At 47.6% G+C, this 15,334-nt stretch carries 13 protein-coding genes and 1 pseudogene; 6 read left to right on the top strand and 8 right to left on the bottom strand.

Translation table 11 applies throughout. From position 1 onward, the window contains the following. Window positions 1–5: 5 nt before the first annotated feature. From RWO08_RS04000 to RWO08_RS03980, 5 genes are all read right to left on the bottom strand, one after another. Complete coding sequence (locus tag RWO08_RS04000) at window positions 6–1,487, bottom strand: carbohydrate-binding domain-containing protein (protein WP_314211270.1); 1,482 nt, start codon at window positions 1,485–1,487, stop codon at window positions 6–8. Between the two features lie 491 nt (window positions 1,488–1,978). Then, window positions 1,979–3,235 (bottom strand): ABC transporter permease, encoded by a 1,257-nt coding sequence (locus tag RWO08_RS03995; protein ID WP_314211269.1) that lies wholly within the window; start codon window positions 3,233–3,235, stop codon window positions 1,979–1,981. Next, window positions 3,232–3,969: an ABC transporter ATP-binding protein gene (locus RWO08_RS03990; protein WP_303766400.1), complete on the bottom strand. Its 738-nt coding sequence runs from the start codon at window positions 3,967–3,969 to the stop codon at window positions 3,232–3,234. The genes RWO08_RS03995 and RWO08_RS03990 overlap by 4 nt, the downstream gene beginning before the upstream one ends. Further along, a complete protein-coding gene (gene coaBC / locus RWO08_RS03985) occupies window positions 3,966–5,183 on the bottom strand; it encodes a bifunctional phosphopantothenoylcysteine decarboxylase/phosphopantothenate--cysteine ligase CoaBC (protein WP_314211268.1) in 1,218 nt (405 codons plus the stop codon). The genes RWO08_RS03990 and coaBC overlap by 4 nt, the downstream gene beginning before the upstream one ends. A 77-nt stretch (window positions 5,184–5,260) precedes the next feature. Then, window positions 5,261–5,836: an NAD(P)H-dependent oxidoreductase gene (locus tag RWO08_RS03980; RefSeq protein WP_314211267.1), complete on the bottom strand. Its 576-nt coding sequence runs from the start codon at window positions 5,834–5,836 to the stop codon at window positions 5,261–5,263. Window positions 5,837–6,165: 329 nt separating this feature from the next. On the opposite strand from RWO08_RS03980, the gene RWO08_RS03975 reads away from it, so the two are divergent. Continuing rightward, the gene (locus tag RWO08_RS03975) at window positions 6,166–6,399 is read left to right on the top strand and encodes a hypothetical protein (protein WP_314211306.1); all 234 of its coding nucleotides are present in this window, start codon (window positions 6,166–6,168) and stop codon (window positions 6,397–6,399) included. On the opposite strand, the pseudogene RWO08_RS03970 reads toward RWO08_RS03975, so the two are convergent. Beyond that, window positions 6,323–6,592, bottom strand: a pseudogene (locus tag RWO08_RS03970) (ATP-binding cassette domain-containing protein); the annotation flags it as partial. The gene RWO08_RS03975 and the pseudogene RWO08_RS03970 sit on opposite strands and share 77 nt — an antisense overlap. A 240-nt stretch (window positions 6,593–6,832) precedes the next feature. Between RWO08_RS03970 and RWO08_RS03965 the strand changes: the two are divergent. Then, complete coding sequence (locus RWO08_RS03965) at window positions 6,833–7,210, top strand: HIT family protein (protein WP_314211266.1); 378 nt, start codon at window positions 6,833–6,835, stop codon at window positions 7,208–7,210. 702 nt (window positions 7,211–7,912) lie between these two features. Here RWO08_RS03965 and RWO08_RS03960 read toward each other — a convergent pair. Then, window positions 7,913–8,470, bottom strand: a complete 558-nt coding sequence (locus RWO08_RS03960; protein WP_291428014.1) for a QueT transporter family protein — start codon at window positions 8,468–8,470, stop codon at window positions 7,913–7,915. A 192-nt stretch (window positions 8,471–8,662) separates the two neighbouring features. Here RWO08_RS03960 and RWO08_RS03955 point away from each other — a divergent pair, with 192 nt between their 5' ends. The 4 genes from RWO08_RS03955 (at window position 8,663) to RWO08_RS03940 (ending at window position 13,301) form a co-directional block, all read left to right on the top strand. Then, window positions 8,663–9,154 carry a nucleoside 2-deoxyribosyltransferase gene (locus tag RWO08_RS03955; protein ID WP_070756186.1) on the top strand — a complete coding sequence of 164 codons (492 nt, stop codon included), beginning with the start codon at window positions 8,663–8,665 and terminating at the stop codon, window positions 9,152–9,154. Window positions 9,155–9,242: 88 nt separating this feature from the next. After that, window positions 9,243–10,874, top strand: coding sequence for an ABC-F family ATP-binding cassette domain-containing protein (locus RWO08_RS03950; protein ID WP_303886316.1), 1,632 nt, complete (start codon window positions 9,243–9,245; stop codon window positions 10,872–10,874). Between the two features lie 190 nt (window positions 10,875–11,064). Continuing rightward, a complete protein-coding gene (locus RWO08_RS03945; protein ID WP_306486779.1) occupies window positions 11,065–11,940 on the top strand; it encodes a helix-turn-helix domain-containing protein in 876 nt (291 codons plus the stop codon). A 179-nt stretch (window positions 11,941–12,119) separates the two neighbouring features. After that, the gene (locus tag RWO08_RS03940) at window positions 12,120–13,301 is read left to right on the top strand and encodes an MFS transporter (RefSeq protein WP_306486778.1); all 1,182 of its coding nucleotides are present in this window, start codon (window positions 12,120–12,122) and stop codon (window positions 13,299–13,301) included. Window positions 13,302–13,528: 227 nt separating this feature from the next. Here the strand turns inward: RWO08_RS03940 and RWO08_RS03935 are convergent, their stop codons facing one another. Further along, window positions 13,529–15,106 (bottom strand): ABC transporter ATP-binding protein, encoded by a 1,578-nt coding sequence (locus RWO08_RS03935; protein ID WP_314211265.1) that lies wholly within the window; start codon window positions 15,104–15,106, stop codon window positions 13,529–13,531. Between the last annotated feature and the right edge of the window lie 228 nt (window positions 15,107–15,334).

Here is a 15,334-nt window from a genome sequence, read left to right as displayed (position 1 = left end):
AATAATCAGAGTTTGGCCTGCGGCCCTGCTATGTTAGCAGTAATGGAAGCCTGGGTGGAACCTTGGGCGAAACCTTGCAACATATCGGAGGTCCCTAAGGCCCAGACCGTGCCGCCAGTGATAGTAATGTCGCCCGCTGCATCAAGGGGGCCATTACCGCCTTGGACTGAGCCATTGACGACCAGGCTACCACCACTAATGCTGACCGTCCCGTTGGAATCAATGCCGTCGCCTTCTGCATCAATGGTGAGGGTCCCACCTTCAAGGATGATTTGCAGGCTTGGGTCACTTTCTTCCTGGCCACCTGGTGGCATGCCGCCAGGCCCTTGTCCATTTTGCGGTGGCTGGCCGCCTTGTGGCGGCGCTTGGCCAGCCGGTGGTGACGGTGGGGTTGCATTCTTGTCCTTGTTGGCTTGGTCAGCCTGACTGGTAGCTGCTGGGTCGGCAGTGGCCTGGCTAGCGGAAGAGCTAGTGGTGCCTGAATCAGTAGTAGCATGGCCTGCAGAAGAGCTGGTGTCAGCTGTATTACTTGTGGCGCTAGCGTCTGTGGTCTTGCTTGTGGCGCTCGTGTCCGTAGTTTTGCTAGAGGAACCGGCCGAAGCGTTGACCCCGTCATCGCTACTCTTGATGGTGACATCGCCGCCTAGTTGACGAATGACACGGGCTTCTAGGCCTTCCTCACTTTGGCTCACGGTAATCGTCCCGCCTTTGATAGTCAATTCATTGCCGGCGTCCACCCCATCTTCGGTGGCCGCAATACTTAATTGAGTCGGATTGAGGCTAATGTTAGCTCGTTCGGTCGTTTCGTCATGCTCAGCAAGGAGACCGTCTTTGCCTGCTTCAATGGTTAAAGTGGCCGCCTCAATATCAAGGGCGCCCTCGGCCTTGAAGCCATGGTTGGCGGCTTTGACGGTATAGGTCCCGCCTAACACCTTGAGGTCGTCCTCCACCTCTAAGGCATTCTTGGTAAGAGCCGTGAGGGTCAAGTTGCCTGTCCCATTCAGGGTCAGAGGCACCTGACTGTGGATAGTGGCTTTGACCTCTTCATCATCGTCGCTGGCCTGGCTTTCTGTCAAAGCATTCTGACTGCCTTCCACTAGACTGATGACGACTTCTTGGGCCTTGTTAACTTGCAGCAGGGTGCCCTCCCCTTCCAGGGTCAGGCTTTGAAAGACCAAGTGGACCTGGTCAGTGTCAGCTGCCTCTACCACTAGCTTGATGTTCTTGCCGCTACCGGTTAGGACGTAGGTGCCAGCTTGGGTAATTGTCACCGTTTGGTCGCTGAAGCTGGCGCCTTGCCCTGTGACGGTGGCCGTTTGGTCAGCCAAGGTTATTTGAGTAGCATGACTCTCATCATAGCTCGTTTGGGCCTGGAAACTGGTTACTGACTGACTTTCCTGCGCGCCCGACTGTGCTAAGGCTGGATAAGCCAGGGACATACTGGCGGTCAGGCTGATGAGGGTGGCGATCGTAATACTTTTTCTCATGATATGGACCTCCCTTATTGGTCTTGCGTGTAGTAATCTTGGATTGTTTTAATAGTAGGTTAAGTGATAGTCAGACGTCCCCTCTATCACTTAACTTGATTTCAGTATAGAGGTCCTAGTTAAAATTTACTTAAAATGCTGAAGGTATTTTTTAGGTTAGGGGAAGTCGTGGTCTGACTTGTGCTAGGAAACGTGTTTTCCGCGATTTTCCCTAGCTAGTGGTCCACTCTTTAAAGTAGTCCACTAGCTCTGCTTGAATCCCTTGTTCTTAGCCTCTTTCCGTCCTTTCACCCCGAGCCAGTGGTCCACTCGACAAAGTGGACCACTGGCTCTCCTGGAACTCCCTGGTTTTGTCCTTTTTCCGCCTTTTCACCCTGAGCTAGTGGTCCACTCGGCGGAGTGGACCACTGGCGCTTAGCGAAGGCAGGGGCTTTTCAGACTATACAAAAAGCCCTCTTTCAATAAGCTATTGAAAGAGGGAGTAAACTTGATTAATTTGCTTGGCTATGGCGGCCAATCCAAAATGGTAGGTAAACTAGGAGGCCTAGTGCTGCGACGGCTAGCCAAATCAAGAGGCAGAGGCCCAAGTGAGGCCAGTTACCCTGAGCTAGAACAGCAAGCAATAGGCTATAGACTAGCAACTGCAGGACTAGAATCATGGCCAGTACCGGGCGCAAGGCTGGTACTAGGGCCTGCTGACCAACCGGATAGAGGCGCTCTAGCGGATGGCGCAGAGGCTCTAGAGCTAGGGGCATGAGCTGAACTAGGGTCAAGACCGTACTCAATGCACCGGCTGCTGCCCAGAGCCAGACTTGTTGACTGCTGACGATGACCAGGCTGAAGAAAATCATCACCCGTAGCCAGATTCCTGAATAGGCGGTATTGCGCACTAGATGGCGCAGGTAGAGGTAGGCGTAGCGGTTGCCCAAACGGCCAGACAGACTCTTGAGGATGCCATCCAAATAAGCTCGTCGCTTAATGGGTGGAATCTGTTGGGGCACTTCTGCAAAGAGGGCCAACCAACGGTAGAGGCTGGCGCGACGGGCCTGCTCTTGGGCTACTAAGGCTTCAAACTCAATCCAATGTTGGTCTAGTTTACGGCAGGTCCAGCAGAGAAAGGCAGCACCTAGAATCAGCAGCAAGGCTAAAAGTCCCAAAGCCAGGTTAGCCGGCAGCCACAAGCTCCCCGCTCCCAGTCCTGCCAAGGCCAGAGCTAACAAAGAACCAGACAAAGCTTTTGGCAGCAAGCCGCTATAAAAACCTAGATAGCCGGCCCAAGCCACTAAGAACTTGGCGGCCACTACATAGACAATCAGACAGAGGGCCTGACCCAAGGACCAACCAAAGCCCAAACTAATCAGTGGCGCCAGTAACAAGGTTAAGACAGCCAAGACTAGACTAGGAGCCAGAGCACCCAACCAGACGCCCCATTTCCAGACAGCATGCCATTGATAACCCCGGGCGAAGAGATAGCTCTTGTCCGGCTCGTAGGTCAGGAGCAAGGGCCGACCCCAAGCCAGGCCTGCCCACCAGACTAGCAAGCAGACCGCTGTCATCATCAGTCCCAAGCCTTGGGGTGGCTGGCTTTGGAGGGAAGTCAATAATTGTTGGTAATAGATACTGAAGAAACCAAAGGCCACCAAGAGAATGAGGGCCATGTGGTCGTTGAGAATGAGCCGGCTGTAGCGGCTCATGGTCTTGGCAAAGTCGCGCAGACGCCCCTGCCAGAGACTGTTCAAATCCTTCATGCCGTCACCTCGCGACTGGCCATTTGGATATAGAGTTGATCCAGACTAGCACCGGGCGCTTCTAGGGCTTCTTGCAAGTCCTCTAGGGTACCCTGAGCATAGAGGCGACCTGCCTGCATCATGAGGTAGGAGTCGGCTAGATTTTCCACCAAACCTAGAACGTGAGTGGTCAAGAGGATGGCGCAGCCGGCTTGGGCGCGGGCCTGGAGAATGTCCTTGAATTGTTGAATGGCCAAGGGGTCCAAGCCCAAGAAAGGTTCGTCAATAATCAGGAATTTGGCATCGGAGACCAAGGCGCAGACAATCATGACCTTTTGCTTCATGCCCTTAGAAAAGTGGGTCGGAAACCAATCCAACTGCTTGTCCAAACGGAAGAGCTTGAGTAGGGGTTGAGCCCGCTCCATCACGACTGCCGGGTCCAGGCCATAGCCCAGGGCCGTCAGTTCCAGATGCTCGCGCAAGGTCAGCGCTTCATAGAGAATGGGCGTCTCAGGCACATAGGCCAGCTGGCTGGCAAAGGCCTGGTGGTTTTCCTGCAGGCTGAGGCCATCCAGGGTAACCGTCCCGGCCTGGGGCTTGAGCAGACCCAAGATGGTCTTGAGCAGGGTGGATTTACCCGCCCCATTGAGCCCAATTAGGGCTACAATTTGGCCCCACTCAATCTGGAAGTTAATGTCTTGGATGACCGGCACCTGGCGGTAACCACTGGCCAATCCGGCTACACGAATTGTCATAGTGTCTCTTCTCCTTCAGCTAGAATCACTTGCCAGGCTGCCAAGGCTAGGCTGGTCTTGGACTGTTGGGGCAGGAGAACTTCCTGACCCTGAGCCCCCAGGACATAGACCTGGTTCTTGTCAGAGTTGAAGCCGATAGCCGGGTTGGACACATCATTGGCGATGAGCCAGTCGGCCCCTTTCTTGCTTAACTTAGCTCGGGCATGTTCTAGCAAATTCTGGGTTTCCGCCGCAAAGCCGATGAGGACTTGTTGGCGCTTGGTCTGGCCTAGTTGGGCCAAAATATCTGGGTTTTGGACTAGGTCTAGTTGCCAGTCCGTCTGACCGGCCACTTTCTTAATCTTCTGATCATGGGGCTGCTTGACCCGATAGTCGCTGACGGCTGCAGCCATGACGACATAGTCCATTTGGTCATAGTGAGCGGTCATAGCCTGGGCCAATTCTTGGGCTGACGCCACCTCTTGGACTTGGACACCTTCTGGTGGCAGGAGGCTTTGGGTGGTGGAGACTAAGGTAACGGTCCCGCCCAACCAGTCAGCCGCCTGGGCCATGGCATAGCCCATTTTGCCAGACGAATCGTTGCTGATGTAACGGACTGGGTCAATGCGCTCACGGGTGCCACCAGCCGAGACAATGACCTGCTTGCCGGCTAAACTTTGAGGCAAATGGGTCCGGGCATAGAGGCGCTCGACTTGGGCCACAATGCGATGGAGTTCAGGTAGGCGGCCTTTGCCTTCATAGCCTTCCGCTAAGAAACCTGTGTCAGGCTCCATAATGGTCAGCCCATCTGCTCGCAGCTGGGCCAGGTTGCGCTGGGTCGCGGGGTTCTCGTACATGTGGACATTCATGGCCGGCACCACCAGAACAGGGGCCGTCACGGCCAAGAGGGTAGTGGTCACCACATCATCTGCTAAGCCGTGCGCCATCTTGGCCAGACCATTGGCTGTGGCTGGCACCACCAGGGCTAGGTCGCACCAGTCGGCCATGGCCACATGTTGGACTTGGCTGGGCTCCCGCTCGTCAAAAGTATGGGTAAGGACCGGACGTTTGGTCAGGACCTGCAAGGTCAGCGGCGTCACAAATTCCTGGGCCGACTGAGTCATGGCCACCTGAACTTGGGCACCCTTTTTAATTAACTGGCGGACCAGTTCTGGTACCTTATAGGCCGCGATGCCCCCCATGACAAAGACACCGATTTTTACATTTTCTAACACGCGGAGCCACCTCCAATCATTTTCCTTCTTATTTTAGCACATTCCAGCAAAAAAAGAGAGGGCCAGGCCTCTCCTCCTTAAACGCGACTGGACAAGGTTGCCAGATAGACGTCAATCTCCTCCTGGCTGATATGGCCGATGCCGCCCAGGTTGTACCAAATAGGATTGAGGAAGCCCACATCCTTGAAGGTGCCAGCCATGGTCGTGCCCCGAATGGGGTCGCCAAAGACCTGCTCCAGGTCTTCTGTAGAAGCGGCTGAAGTCGTGAAAATGTAGGTCTTGCGCACCTGGCGACTGGCTAGGAGGCGTTGATTTTCGGTCTCGAAGGCCGACTTAGGCAGCAGCACCTTATCCAGGAAGCCCCGCATAATGGCAGGCATGTCATACCACCAAATAGGATAAATGAAGATAATTTGCTCTGTCTGGTCCAATATTTGGACGTAGCGTTCTACCTGGGGATCGGTCGTCTTGCCTTCCCCATAGACGGCTAAGTCCGCGGCCGACAGAACCGGATTGAACTGATCAGCATAGAGGTCGAGTACGGTCACCGAGTGGCCCTTGGCTTCTAGGGTGGCGACTAGGCGCTCCAAAATAGCATGGTTGAGACTGCCCTCATAGGGGTGGGCGTAAACAATGGTCGTTTGCATAGTCATCTTAGCACGTCCTTTCTCTGAGTTTGGTAGGGTTTTCCATATTGTAACATATTTTGAGGCTGATATTAAGTGAGGTGGCTAGGTAGGGGGGGGAGGTGACCGGTGGAGCTAGTGGTCCACTCGACGGAGTGGGCCACTGGCTCGCAACTTTTGCGCCATTTTAGTCGTTTTTGATCACTTACCATGCTAGCTAGTGGTCCACTGGCTCACGGCTTTTCGGGCTTTTGGCCTAGTTTCGGGATTAAGTCCCTATAATTGTGTAAAAAGAAAAAGCCAGGTAATCTCTGGTACAATGTAGTTGTCCGACAACATTGAAAGAGGAGATTACCATGACTTACCTTAATATTAACCTAAAACTTGAAGAATTAACAGAGGCAGTTTTAAACAGTGACATGAACACGCTCATGAAGTCGCTGGCGATTACCGTCTTTAATGCCTACATGGAAGAAGAACGCCAATGGATCTTATCCATCGGTACCCTTAAATTACAAGTCCCACATCTTCACGGCGGTATTTGGTCAACTGATGAGCATTGTAGTCTGAAATATCTGTACCATCAATAATGACATTTCCTTCATCATTGGTGTCTATTCCACCTCAAATATTCAAGACGGTCGATTTTCCTGCACCAGATGAACCTAAGATGATAACCAGTTCTACTTTTTCAATTTCAAAGTTAATATCATTGTTGGTGACGATTTCTGTTTCTCCAAGATGATAAGGATTATAGCTGTGCTTTACTTCAATATAAGCCATATTCTCCTCAACAATTTTGCTATTTTTATTCAAACAAACCAAACTAAATGAACAACATGTTGATTAAAGCGCTTTATTGATATATGCTAGACCTAGAAAGAAAGCTATAATCAAAATTTCAAACACTGTTGATTTAAGGAGAAACGATGACCAATACACAAAAACGAGCTACCCAAACCAAAGAATATATCAAAGCGGCACTGACTCTACTCTTAACAGAAGAACGATAGGAGAAAAGATATGACCTGCATTTTTTGTCATCAACTCAAAGAAGAAGATATTCTCTACCAGACGGAGCATTTCAAGGTTGTGTGGGACATTGACCCCATTCAAACTGGACACTTGCTTATCATTAGTAAGGACCATTACCAACAACTTAGTCAGCTTAGCACTGCTGTTCGCTACGAATTATCAGACTTAGAAGTCTTTTTGACTGAAAAGCTCTGTCAAACATTAGCTATCGACGGGGTAACCATAGCTTGCAATGATTGCTTGTTCGACGCTGGCACCCATTTCCATGTCCACCTGATTCCACGCTTACAAACAGACGGCTTCTGGGACCAGATTTCGCTTGCAAAAGTGGAGTTGGACCTGAATGCTTTTCTCAAAGCATTATAAAAATCAACCCGACGCTTGCTTTTCATGTGCTCTTACTAGGGATTACTGATTTTCCCATTTTTCCTGATAATAGTCTGGAAGATCTAGAATTTCGTTCGCAACAGCAACGAGTTTTTCCATTTTTTCCTTGATCTTCAATGGATTGATTTTTGGTAAAGCTTGAGCTGTAAAGTCCTCTGTTTCCTTATCATTGAGAAGTTTGAAAATATCAAGGTGGGCGAAATTTGTGAAGTTGCAACGATTAGACGTGCAACTTTTTACAAATTTTTCGGTGAAGGGATTCTTATCAGAATGGGTTCCTTATAGTCGTTTTCGGACACTTACCGGCTTAGCTAGTGGTCCACTCGGCAGAGTGGGCCACTGGCTCACAACTTTTCCGCTCTTTTAGTCGCTTTTGGACACTTGCCAAGCCAGCTAGTGGTCCACTTGGCGGAGTGGACCACTGGCTCGCGGCTTTTGAACACTTTTAGTCGCTTTTGAGCACTTGCCAGCTCAGCTAGTGGTCCACTTGGCGGAGTGGGCCACTAGCTCGCGGCTTAGGCTCTGTTTTAGTAGCTTTTGGGCGCTAGCTTCTTAGCCTTGCTATCACTCCCCTATTTATCTATTACATAGATAAATAGGGGGCAGGGCCGCCAAATTACGTGTCCAAAAGAGCACAATTTACACAAAAAAGACGAGGACAAGTCCTCGTCTCAAGGTTAATTAGCGTTCAAGATCCACACGTTGGCTGACATAGTACATGATAACGGAGCCTAGTGTCAACATAACCAATTCGCTAGTGAAGAGTTGTGTGTAGGCTGCCCAGAAGCCAGCTTCTGCTACGCCTACCACCACCATCTCTAAGGCAATGACAAACATGGATAGGGAGAAGACCAGAGTCAAGACAGCGTAACGTATAATGGTTTGGATCTTAGTGGATGCCCCTTTGGCAAAAAACGCCACAACCAAGTCCCCAATCCAGCGTGCTAGCCAGAGGAAGAGTAAGGTCTGCAAGGAGCCGACGATCATGTCAACAGGTCCATATTGATAGGCGTTGACGATGAAGACCCCTAAGGTCAAGGCGTAAACATAGCGCTTGTTATAGAGACTGGTGAAGTTAAGCGTCTCTGCCAAGCGGAATTGAATCAAGCCAAAAGAATAAGGCAGGGTCAGGAAAGTCAAAACGATATAGAGGCCGGCGACTAAGCCTGCGCGGGTCAGCTCACGGCTGTCCTTCCAGTTGGGCCAGCTTAGCCAACTAGGTTTAAGATGGTTATTCATATAAGTTCCTCCTTTATAGTCCGGCTCAGGCCGACTAGTACTTACTGCGACCAAAGGATGCTAAGTGTCGCAGGGGGCTGTCCCATCATGACAGCGACCCTATCTAGTCTACCATTTTCTGGTGATTTTGCAATAGCTAATTGACACAATCTCCGTTATAATGTAGGTATCAATGCCCAAGGAGGAGTCATTATGCCCCATCTATACTTTGCCAGCCCCCTCTTCACCGAAATGGAGCGTGCCTTCAACGCCCAAGTGGTTGCTAATCTACGTGCCCAAGTTCCTGACCTAACTGTCTTCCTGCCCCAAGAGCAAGAAGCCATTAACGATAAAAATGCCTACGCCGATTCCCAAATGATTGCCCGCTACGATACGGAAGCCGTCCTCAAGAGCGATGTCCTGGTGGCTGTTCTAGATGGTCAGATTATCGACCCAGGCGTAGCCTCTGAAATCGGCATTGCCTACCAAGCTGGCATCCCGGTTGTAGGCCTCTATACCGATGTTCGCCAGCAAGGGGGCAGCCACCCTGAAAAACTCAAGGCCTTACAAGACGTGGCCGAGTCTCAATTTAGCTATGTCAACCTCTACACGACTGGCCTCATTAAGCTAAGAGGCGAGATTGTGACGGCTTCTGCTGACCTACCGGCCGCCGTCCAACGTCAACTGGCTCAAGTTGCCAAATAAATGAGCCAAGCCCGCTAAAATATGGTATGATAGTAGGGTATGCGTCAAGCTGACTTGACCCAACATGAACCAAGGAGGAAACACTTAAATGATCAACGTTTCAAACGTGAGCTTACTCTTTTCAGATCGTAAATTATTCGACGATGTGAATATTACCTTCACCCCTGGCAACTGCTACGGGGTTATTGGGGCCAACGGGGCAGGTAAATCTACCTTCCTGAAAATCTTGGCCGGCGATATCGCGCCAACTACCGGAAATGTCTCCATGGATCCCCATGAGCGCCTAGCGGTCCTCAGCCAGAACCACTATGGTTTCGAAGACTTCACTGTTATCGAGACCGTGATGATGGGCCACAAGGAACTCTATGACATTATGAAAGAAAAAGACGCCATCTACGCTAAGGAAGACTTCAGCGATGAAGACGGTGTCCGCGCCGGCGAACTGGAAGCTGCCTTTGCTGAAATGGGCGGTTGGGAAGCTGAAGCCGAAGCTAGCAACATGCTGCAAGGCTTAGGTCTTGGCAAGGATCTTCACTATAGCTACATGCGTGAGCTGATTGAAGCCGACAAGATTAAGGTGCTCTTGGCCCAAGCCCTCTTTGGCAAGCCAGACAACTTACTCTTAGACGAGCCGACCAACGGTCTGGACGCAGCCGCTATCGAATGGCTGAGCGATTTTATCTTGAACTTCCCTAACACGGTCATCGTGGTTTCCCACGACCGTCACTTCTTGAACACAGTCTGCACCCACATGGCCGATGTAGACTTCGGGAAAATCAAGCTCTATGTCGGTAACTACGACTTCTGGCTCCAATCCAGCCAATTGGCTGCTAAGATGGCCGCTGACCAAAACGCTAAGAAGGAAGAGAAGATTAAGGAACTCCAAGCCTTCATCGCCCGCTTCTCAGCTAACGCTTCTAAATCCAAACAAGCGACTTCCCGTAAGAAGATGCTGGATAAGATTACCCTGGATGACATTCAACCATCCTCCCGTCGTTACCCATTCGTAGGCTTCACGCCAGAACGCGAAATCGGGAATGACTTACTACGGGTAGAAGGCCTCAGCAAAACCATCGATGGCGAGAAGGTCTTAGACAACATTACCTTCACTCTCCGACGTGATGACAAGGTGGCCTTCCTCAGCCGTAACGACATCGCCCTCTCTGCCTTCTTCGACATTATCATGGGCAAGATGGAAGCAGACAGCGGTAGCTTCGAGTGGGGTGTGACGACTAGCCAAACCTACCTACCTAAGAACTCTGGCGACGAATTTGACGGCGTGCACTTAAGTATCGTGGACTGGCTCCGTCAATACGCTAGCAAGGAAGAGAGCGACAACACCTTCTTGCGTAGCTTCCTAGGCCGCATGCTCTTCTCTGGCGAAGACGTGATGAAGGAAGTCAATGTCCTATCCGGGGGCGAGAAAGTTCGCTGTATGTTATCTAAGATGATGCTATCTAAGGCTAACGTCTTGGTATTGGACCAACCAACCAACCACTTAGACTTGGAATCTATCACCGCACTTAACGACGGCCTGATTAAGTTCAAGGGCGCCATCCTCATGGCTTCCCACGACTACGAGGTACTCAACACCACCTGTAACCGGGTCATCGAGTTGACACCTAACGGGGCCTTCGACCGAATTGACACCACCTATGAAGAATACTTGGAAAACAAGGACGTGCAACAACGCGTCAATGACTTGTACCAAGGTAAATAAGCAATTTAAAAAAGGGCTGGCGTGATGCCAGCCCTTTTTTAATCGCAAAAATATAGGTCCCAAACACGCAAAATCAAAAAAGAATATCATCTTCACTTCGTTGAAACCGCACTCTTTTTGGCTTATAATATATTCAAGCAAGTTCTGTATATTTTCGTTTACATTAAATCAAAATAAGGTGATGAGAATAATGAAGAAAAATGTTTGCCCTCAGCAACTAGGAACTATCTTTAGAGAACTAAGACTATCGAAAGGAATGACCCTTGAAGAAGCATCTAAAGGGATTGTATCTTTGCCCTTCTTATCAAAGTTTGAGCGCGGTGAACACGAAATTACTTCTAACAAGTTCATACGTTTACTATCTCGCCTCAACATTTCCTACCGAGAATTCGAATTAATATTAGGCCATTTAGAGGGATATTCTCAGACGGCATTTCTTCAACAATTAAGCACCGCTCTAGTAAATAATGATCTCGCACTACTCAATCAACTATACGATGACCAAAAGATACTTTTGAAGCAGTATAGTGATAGTCGATTCGAACATAATCTCATTATAATTAGCCAGTACATCAATCTCTTGAACGGCTTACCATTTGAGCCACATAAAATTAAGAAAATCACTGATTATCTTTACCGGGTGGAGGAGTGGGGAGAATATGAGCTTGTCTTATTTGGCAATAGCCTAAATTTTATTCCTATTGAGAAAATGTATAATCTGAGCAAAATTGCTATTAATCGCTCAGCTATGTTTTCCAAATCTCCAAAGCACGTTAATGAACTAAGTATTATCATCGGCAATATCATCCATACGCTCATCGAAAATGAACACTTTGACGGCCTAAATAATTTATTTATCCAAGCAGAAAACCTATTAAGTGGGACGGACAGTTTTGCAGAAATTAATCGCATTAATTTTTATAAGGGAATCTACCTACTAATTCAAGGCAACTACGATAAAGGACTCTCTATTTCTCAACAGGCTATTTCCATTCTTAATCAGATGCGTAGACCGGATTTAGCACGTGAATACAAGGATTTCCTAGGTCAATACATTGAGAGATAAAAATACCTTAGCGTTTTTCTTTCGTTTATCATATAGGCAAAAAATTCCCTCTTCTCCTAAGACCTTCAGTATACTGTTTCTATCACTTAAAACTATTTAATCATAAAATAGGCAACCTAAGAAATATGATGGGAAAATCAATCCTATTAGTACTAATTCATAGATACTGGAGGCGCCTCATGAATCGTAATTTCAAGAAGCTATGGGCAGGCCGACTATTAAGTAATTTTGGCGATAGTATATACTCACTAACTGTATCATGGTATCTCATACAAGCCACTCATGAGATTTTCTGGGTGGGGGTATTAAATGCCCTCATATACTTACCTACACTCTTCGAATTCCTAGTTGGACATATTGTTGACCGCCATAAGAAAAAGACCCTTCTTATCGCATTAGAAATCGGGCAAGCCTTTGGCTCTTTGTTACTCTTTTTATTGTTACTACTTAATATAGACTTCCCTCTATTATTATGTATTTCTGCCTTTCTATGCAGCTTATTTGGGATGAATACCTATACGACGCAAGACGCATTTTTACCACTCCTGGTTGCTAAAGAAGATATGGATAAGTCTCAATCATACATGATAATGGCTTATCAAATGTCTGATTACTTATTTAATGGTTTGATTGGTTTTGCTCTCAAAGTTATCCATCCTTTATTCCTAATAGCCACCTCTGTTGCCTCCTTTGTAGGATCTGCAAGTATTTTTAACACTATTGCTATTGATGAAGAAATCCCAAAAGTAGATTCTGAATCAAAAATCGATTGGCTAGAAGGTTTTAAGTTACTTAAAAAATATCAGATGCCTCTCTGGCTTATGCTTGGAGAGACAATTGCAAATATCATGTTTTCTGGTCTATCTATTTACATAGTGCAGCTTGCAGAAGAATGGAATGACCCTGTTTTCTTAGGTTTTTTCGGGGTCTGCACTTCCATAGGAGTCGTAATCGGTAGTGCTTTAATCACCACAAAAGCATTGGACTCCTATTCGCGTTCAACCAAGATGATTTTAGGCTCGTTATTCTATGGCATTTTTATGTTCTTAGCAAGTCTTCTAACAAAAAATCCTATCGCACTACTCTTTATGGTAGGCTTATCTTCTGTCTTCTTAGGATTTAACTACACCGTCCATAATCCATTAATTTTAGAGTTTGTTCCTGAACAATTCTTGGGACGAGTCTTGTCGGCAAAAAGTACTATAGCAGTGGGTATTATGCCGCTAGCCTCTCTAGCGTGGGGGGCTTTAGCAAACTATATTCCTACTCATGCCTTTTTTATGATTTTTGGCTTATCCTATATGCTTATTTCATTGATTTATATACTTGTTTTCCCACATCTTAAGTCACAAATACTCTAAAGCCTTCCCAAACACATTAACCTTAGAGAAAATTGCAATTGCGCTAGCCCTCTCCTTTTCCCCACAAAGAAAAGTCCCAATATATCATATATGATATATTGGGACTTTTTCATTTTTAACGATAGAAGCCCTACTGACACACTGTGTCAGTAGGGCTTGCTTGTCGTCTCGAAGGCGCCCAACCAGAGTCACTGATTACCCATCATGCGCCTTAAGAACTCAACGCCTTATCTAGAGCGCACAATCTGCCCATCCTCTAGCACGAATACCGCATCATAGCGATGAGCACTCGTTTCATCTGAGTGATGAGAGATGTGTAACAAGGTGAGCCTAGGCCAGCCTAACAAGAGATTTTCTGCTTGCTTAAATGACTCTGGATCCAAGGCCGATAGTCCCTCATCCACAATTAAAATCGGCTTATGCTGCAAAAGTGCTCGGATTAAGGCGATACGTTGCTTCTGTCCACCCGACAAGGCACTTTCTTCGTTATATTGCTCTTGCTTAAGGTGGCTCACGTCAGGGAAGCGGTCGCCTAACCCGAAGGCTTGAATGAGTCGCATGACTTCTTCTTCATCACACATCTGACGTAGCGTAATGTTATCCCACATACTCCCCCATAACATCTGAGCTTTTTGTGGTACATAGGCAATGTAATGTTGAATTTGCTCGTAAGTCAACTGGTCTAAGGAACACTTATCTAACCAGACCGTCCCTGTAGGAGCGATTACGTCTCCTGTCAAAAGAGCCACTAAGCTGGTCTTTCCAATACCGCTTTTCCCCGTTAATAAGTAGCGCTTACCCGGTTGAAGGGTTAGGTTAAGCCCTTGGAAGAGTGGCGGCTGTTCAAGCTGGCGCACTGCCACCACAGGTTGATTGGCTGAACATTCAACCACGACCGTTTCCATGACTGGTTCCTGCTCGAGCTGATGCTTGGTATCTTGTATCGCTGATAAGTCGCTCAAGGCACTAATCAACAACTGGATGGGTAATACCAATTCGAGCGAAATACTATATATGGACGTCAGCCCGCCTACAGTCAACTGCCCCTCCAACACTTGAAGCCCACCAATCCACAAGATTACCAAGGTCGTTGCGTAAAACCCTAATCCTGCTAGGACATTCACGAGTGCACTATAGGATGATTTTGTATTAGCAATACGATTTATATTAGCATAGTCACGGGTCAGATCTTCTGCATATTCCCGTTCGCTTTGGTGGTTACGCAGGAGACCGAAATTCTGTAAATAATTAACGAAACGCCGGCTATAAGCTGATTTACGGGACAGATAGTCTTGTTCTATTCTAGCTCTTAGCCGTTTGAACAATAGCGGTAGCACAAGTGGAACCACAGAGGCAATGAAAATCCATACAGCCGTCACCCAGTTTAGACTGAGCAAAGCGACAGCAGCAATCAAAAATGAGATCGTCCCTTGGTAAACAGATAAGAGCGTATCATAATGGAGGCTCTTGACCTCTTCAATATCATTCGTCACTTGTGAGAGGTAGTGGGCCACATCTTGTTCAATCGCTCGTGGTCTCAAAGTCAAAATACGTGATAGCAAGGTTCCATGCAACCTAAATCCTTGACTATTTAGATAGCGAGCGTTCAAAACTTGTCTCCCATATTCAACCAATAACATCCCCAAAATAATGATGGCTGTCACCATTATCTGATAAGAAAACTTCCCATAATCTTGCGCGACCACTGCATTAAGAATGTACTGAATACGGTAATTGAATACAATATTCAGCACTGCTACTAACGTGATACAGACTAAGGTCGACCATAAATACTTATGTTTCATTTTGTCCCCCTCTTGTGATGGCTCGATGTATCAGGTGGCAGATATTTTTTGTGGTAAGACCCACTGAGTTTAATTCTCTTTCCCATTCTAATATACCGCAGGGTATTTTATCGCTTTGGTTAACCAAAATATATGAGGCATAGTTTTAACTAGGCAAAATGTCTACTAGAAAAAAGAGTTCGGTTTAATTATACCTGTTAAGGTTACATCTATCAATCTTGGCCACAC

It is taken from the genome of uncultured Abiotrophia sp. (assembly GCF_963520105.1).
GTDB lineage: Bacteria > Bacillota > Bacilli > Lactobacillales > Aerococcaceae > Abiotrophia.
Note: the sequence above shows the minus strand (reverse complement) of the source record. Positions and strands in the feature narration are given on the sequence as shown.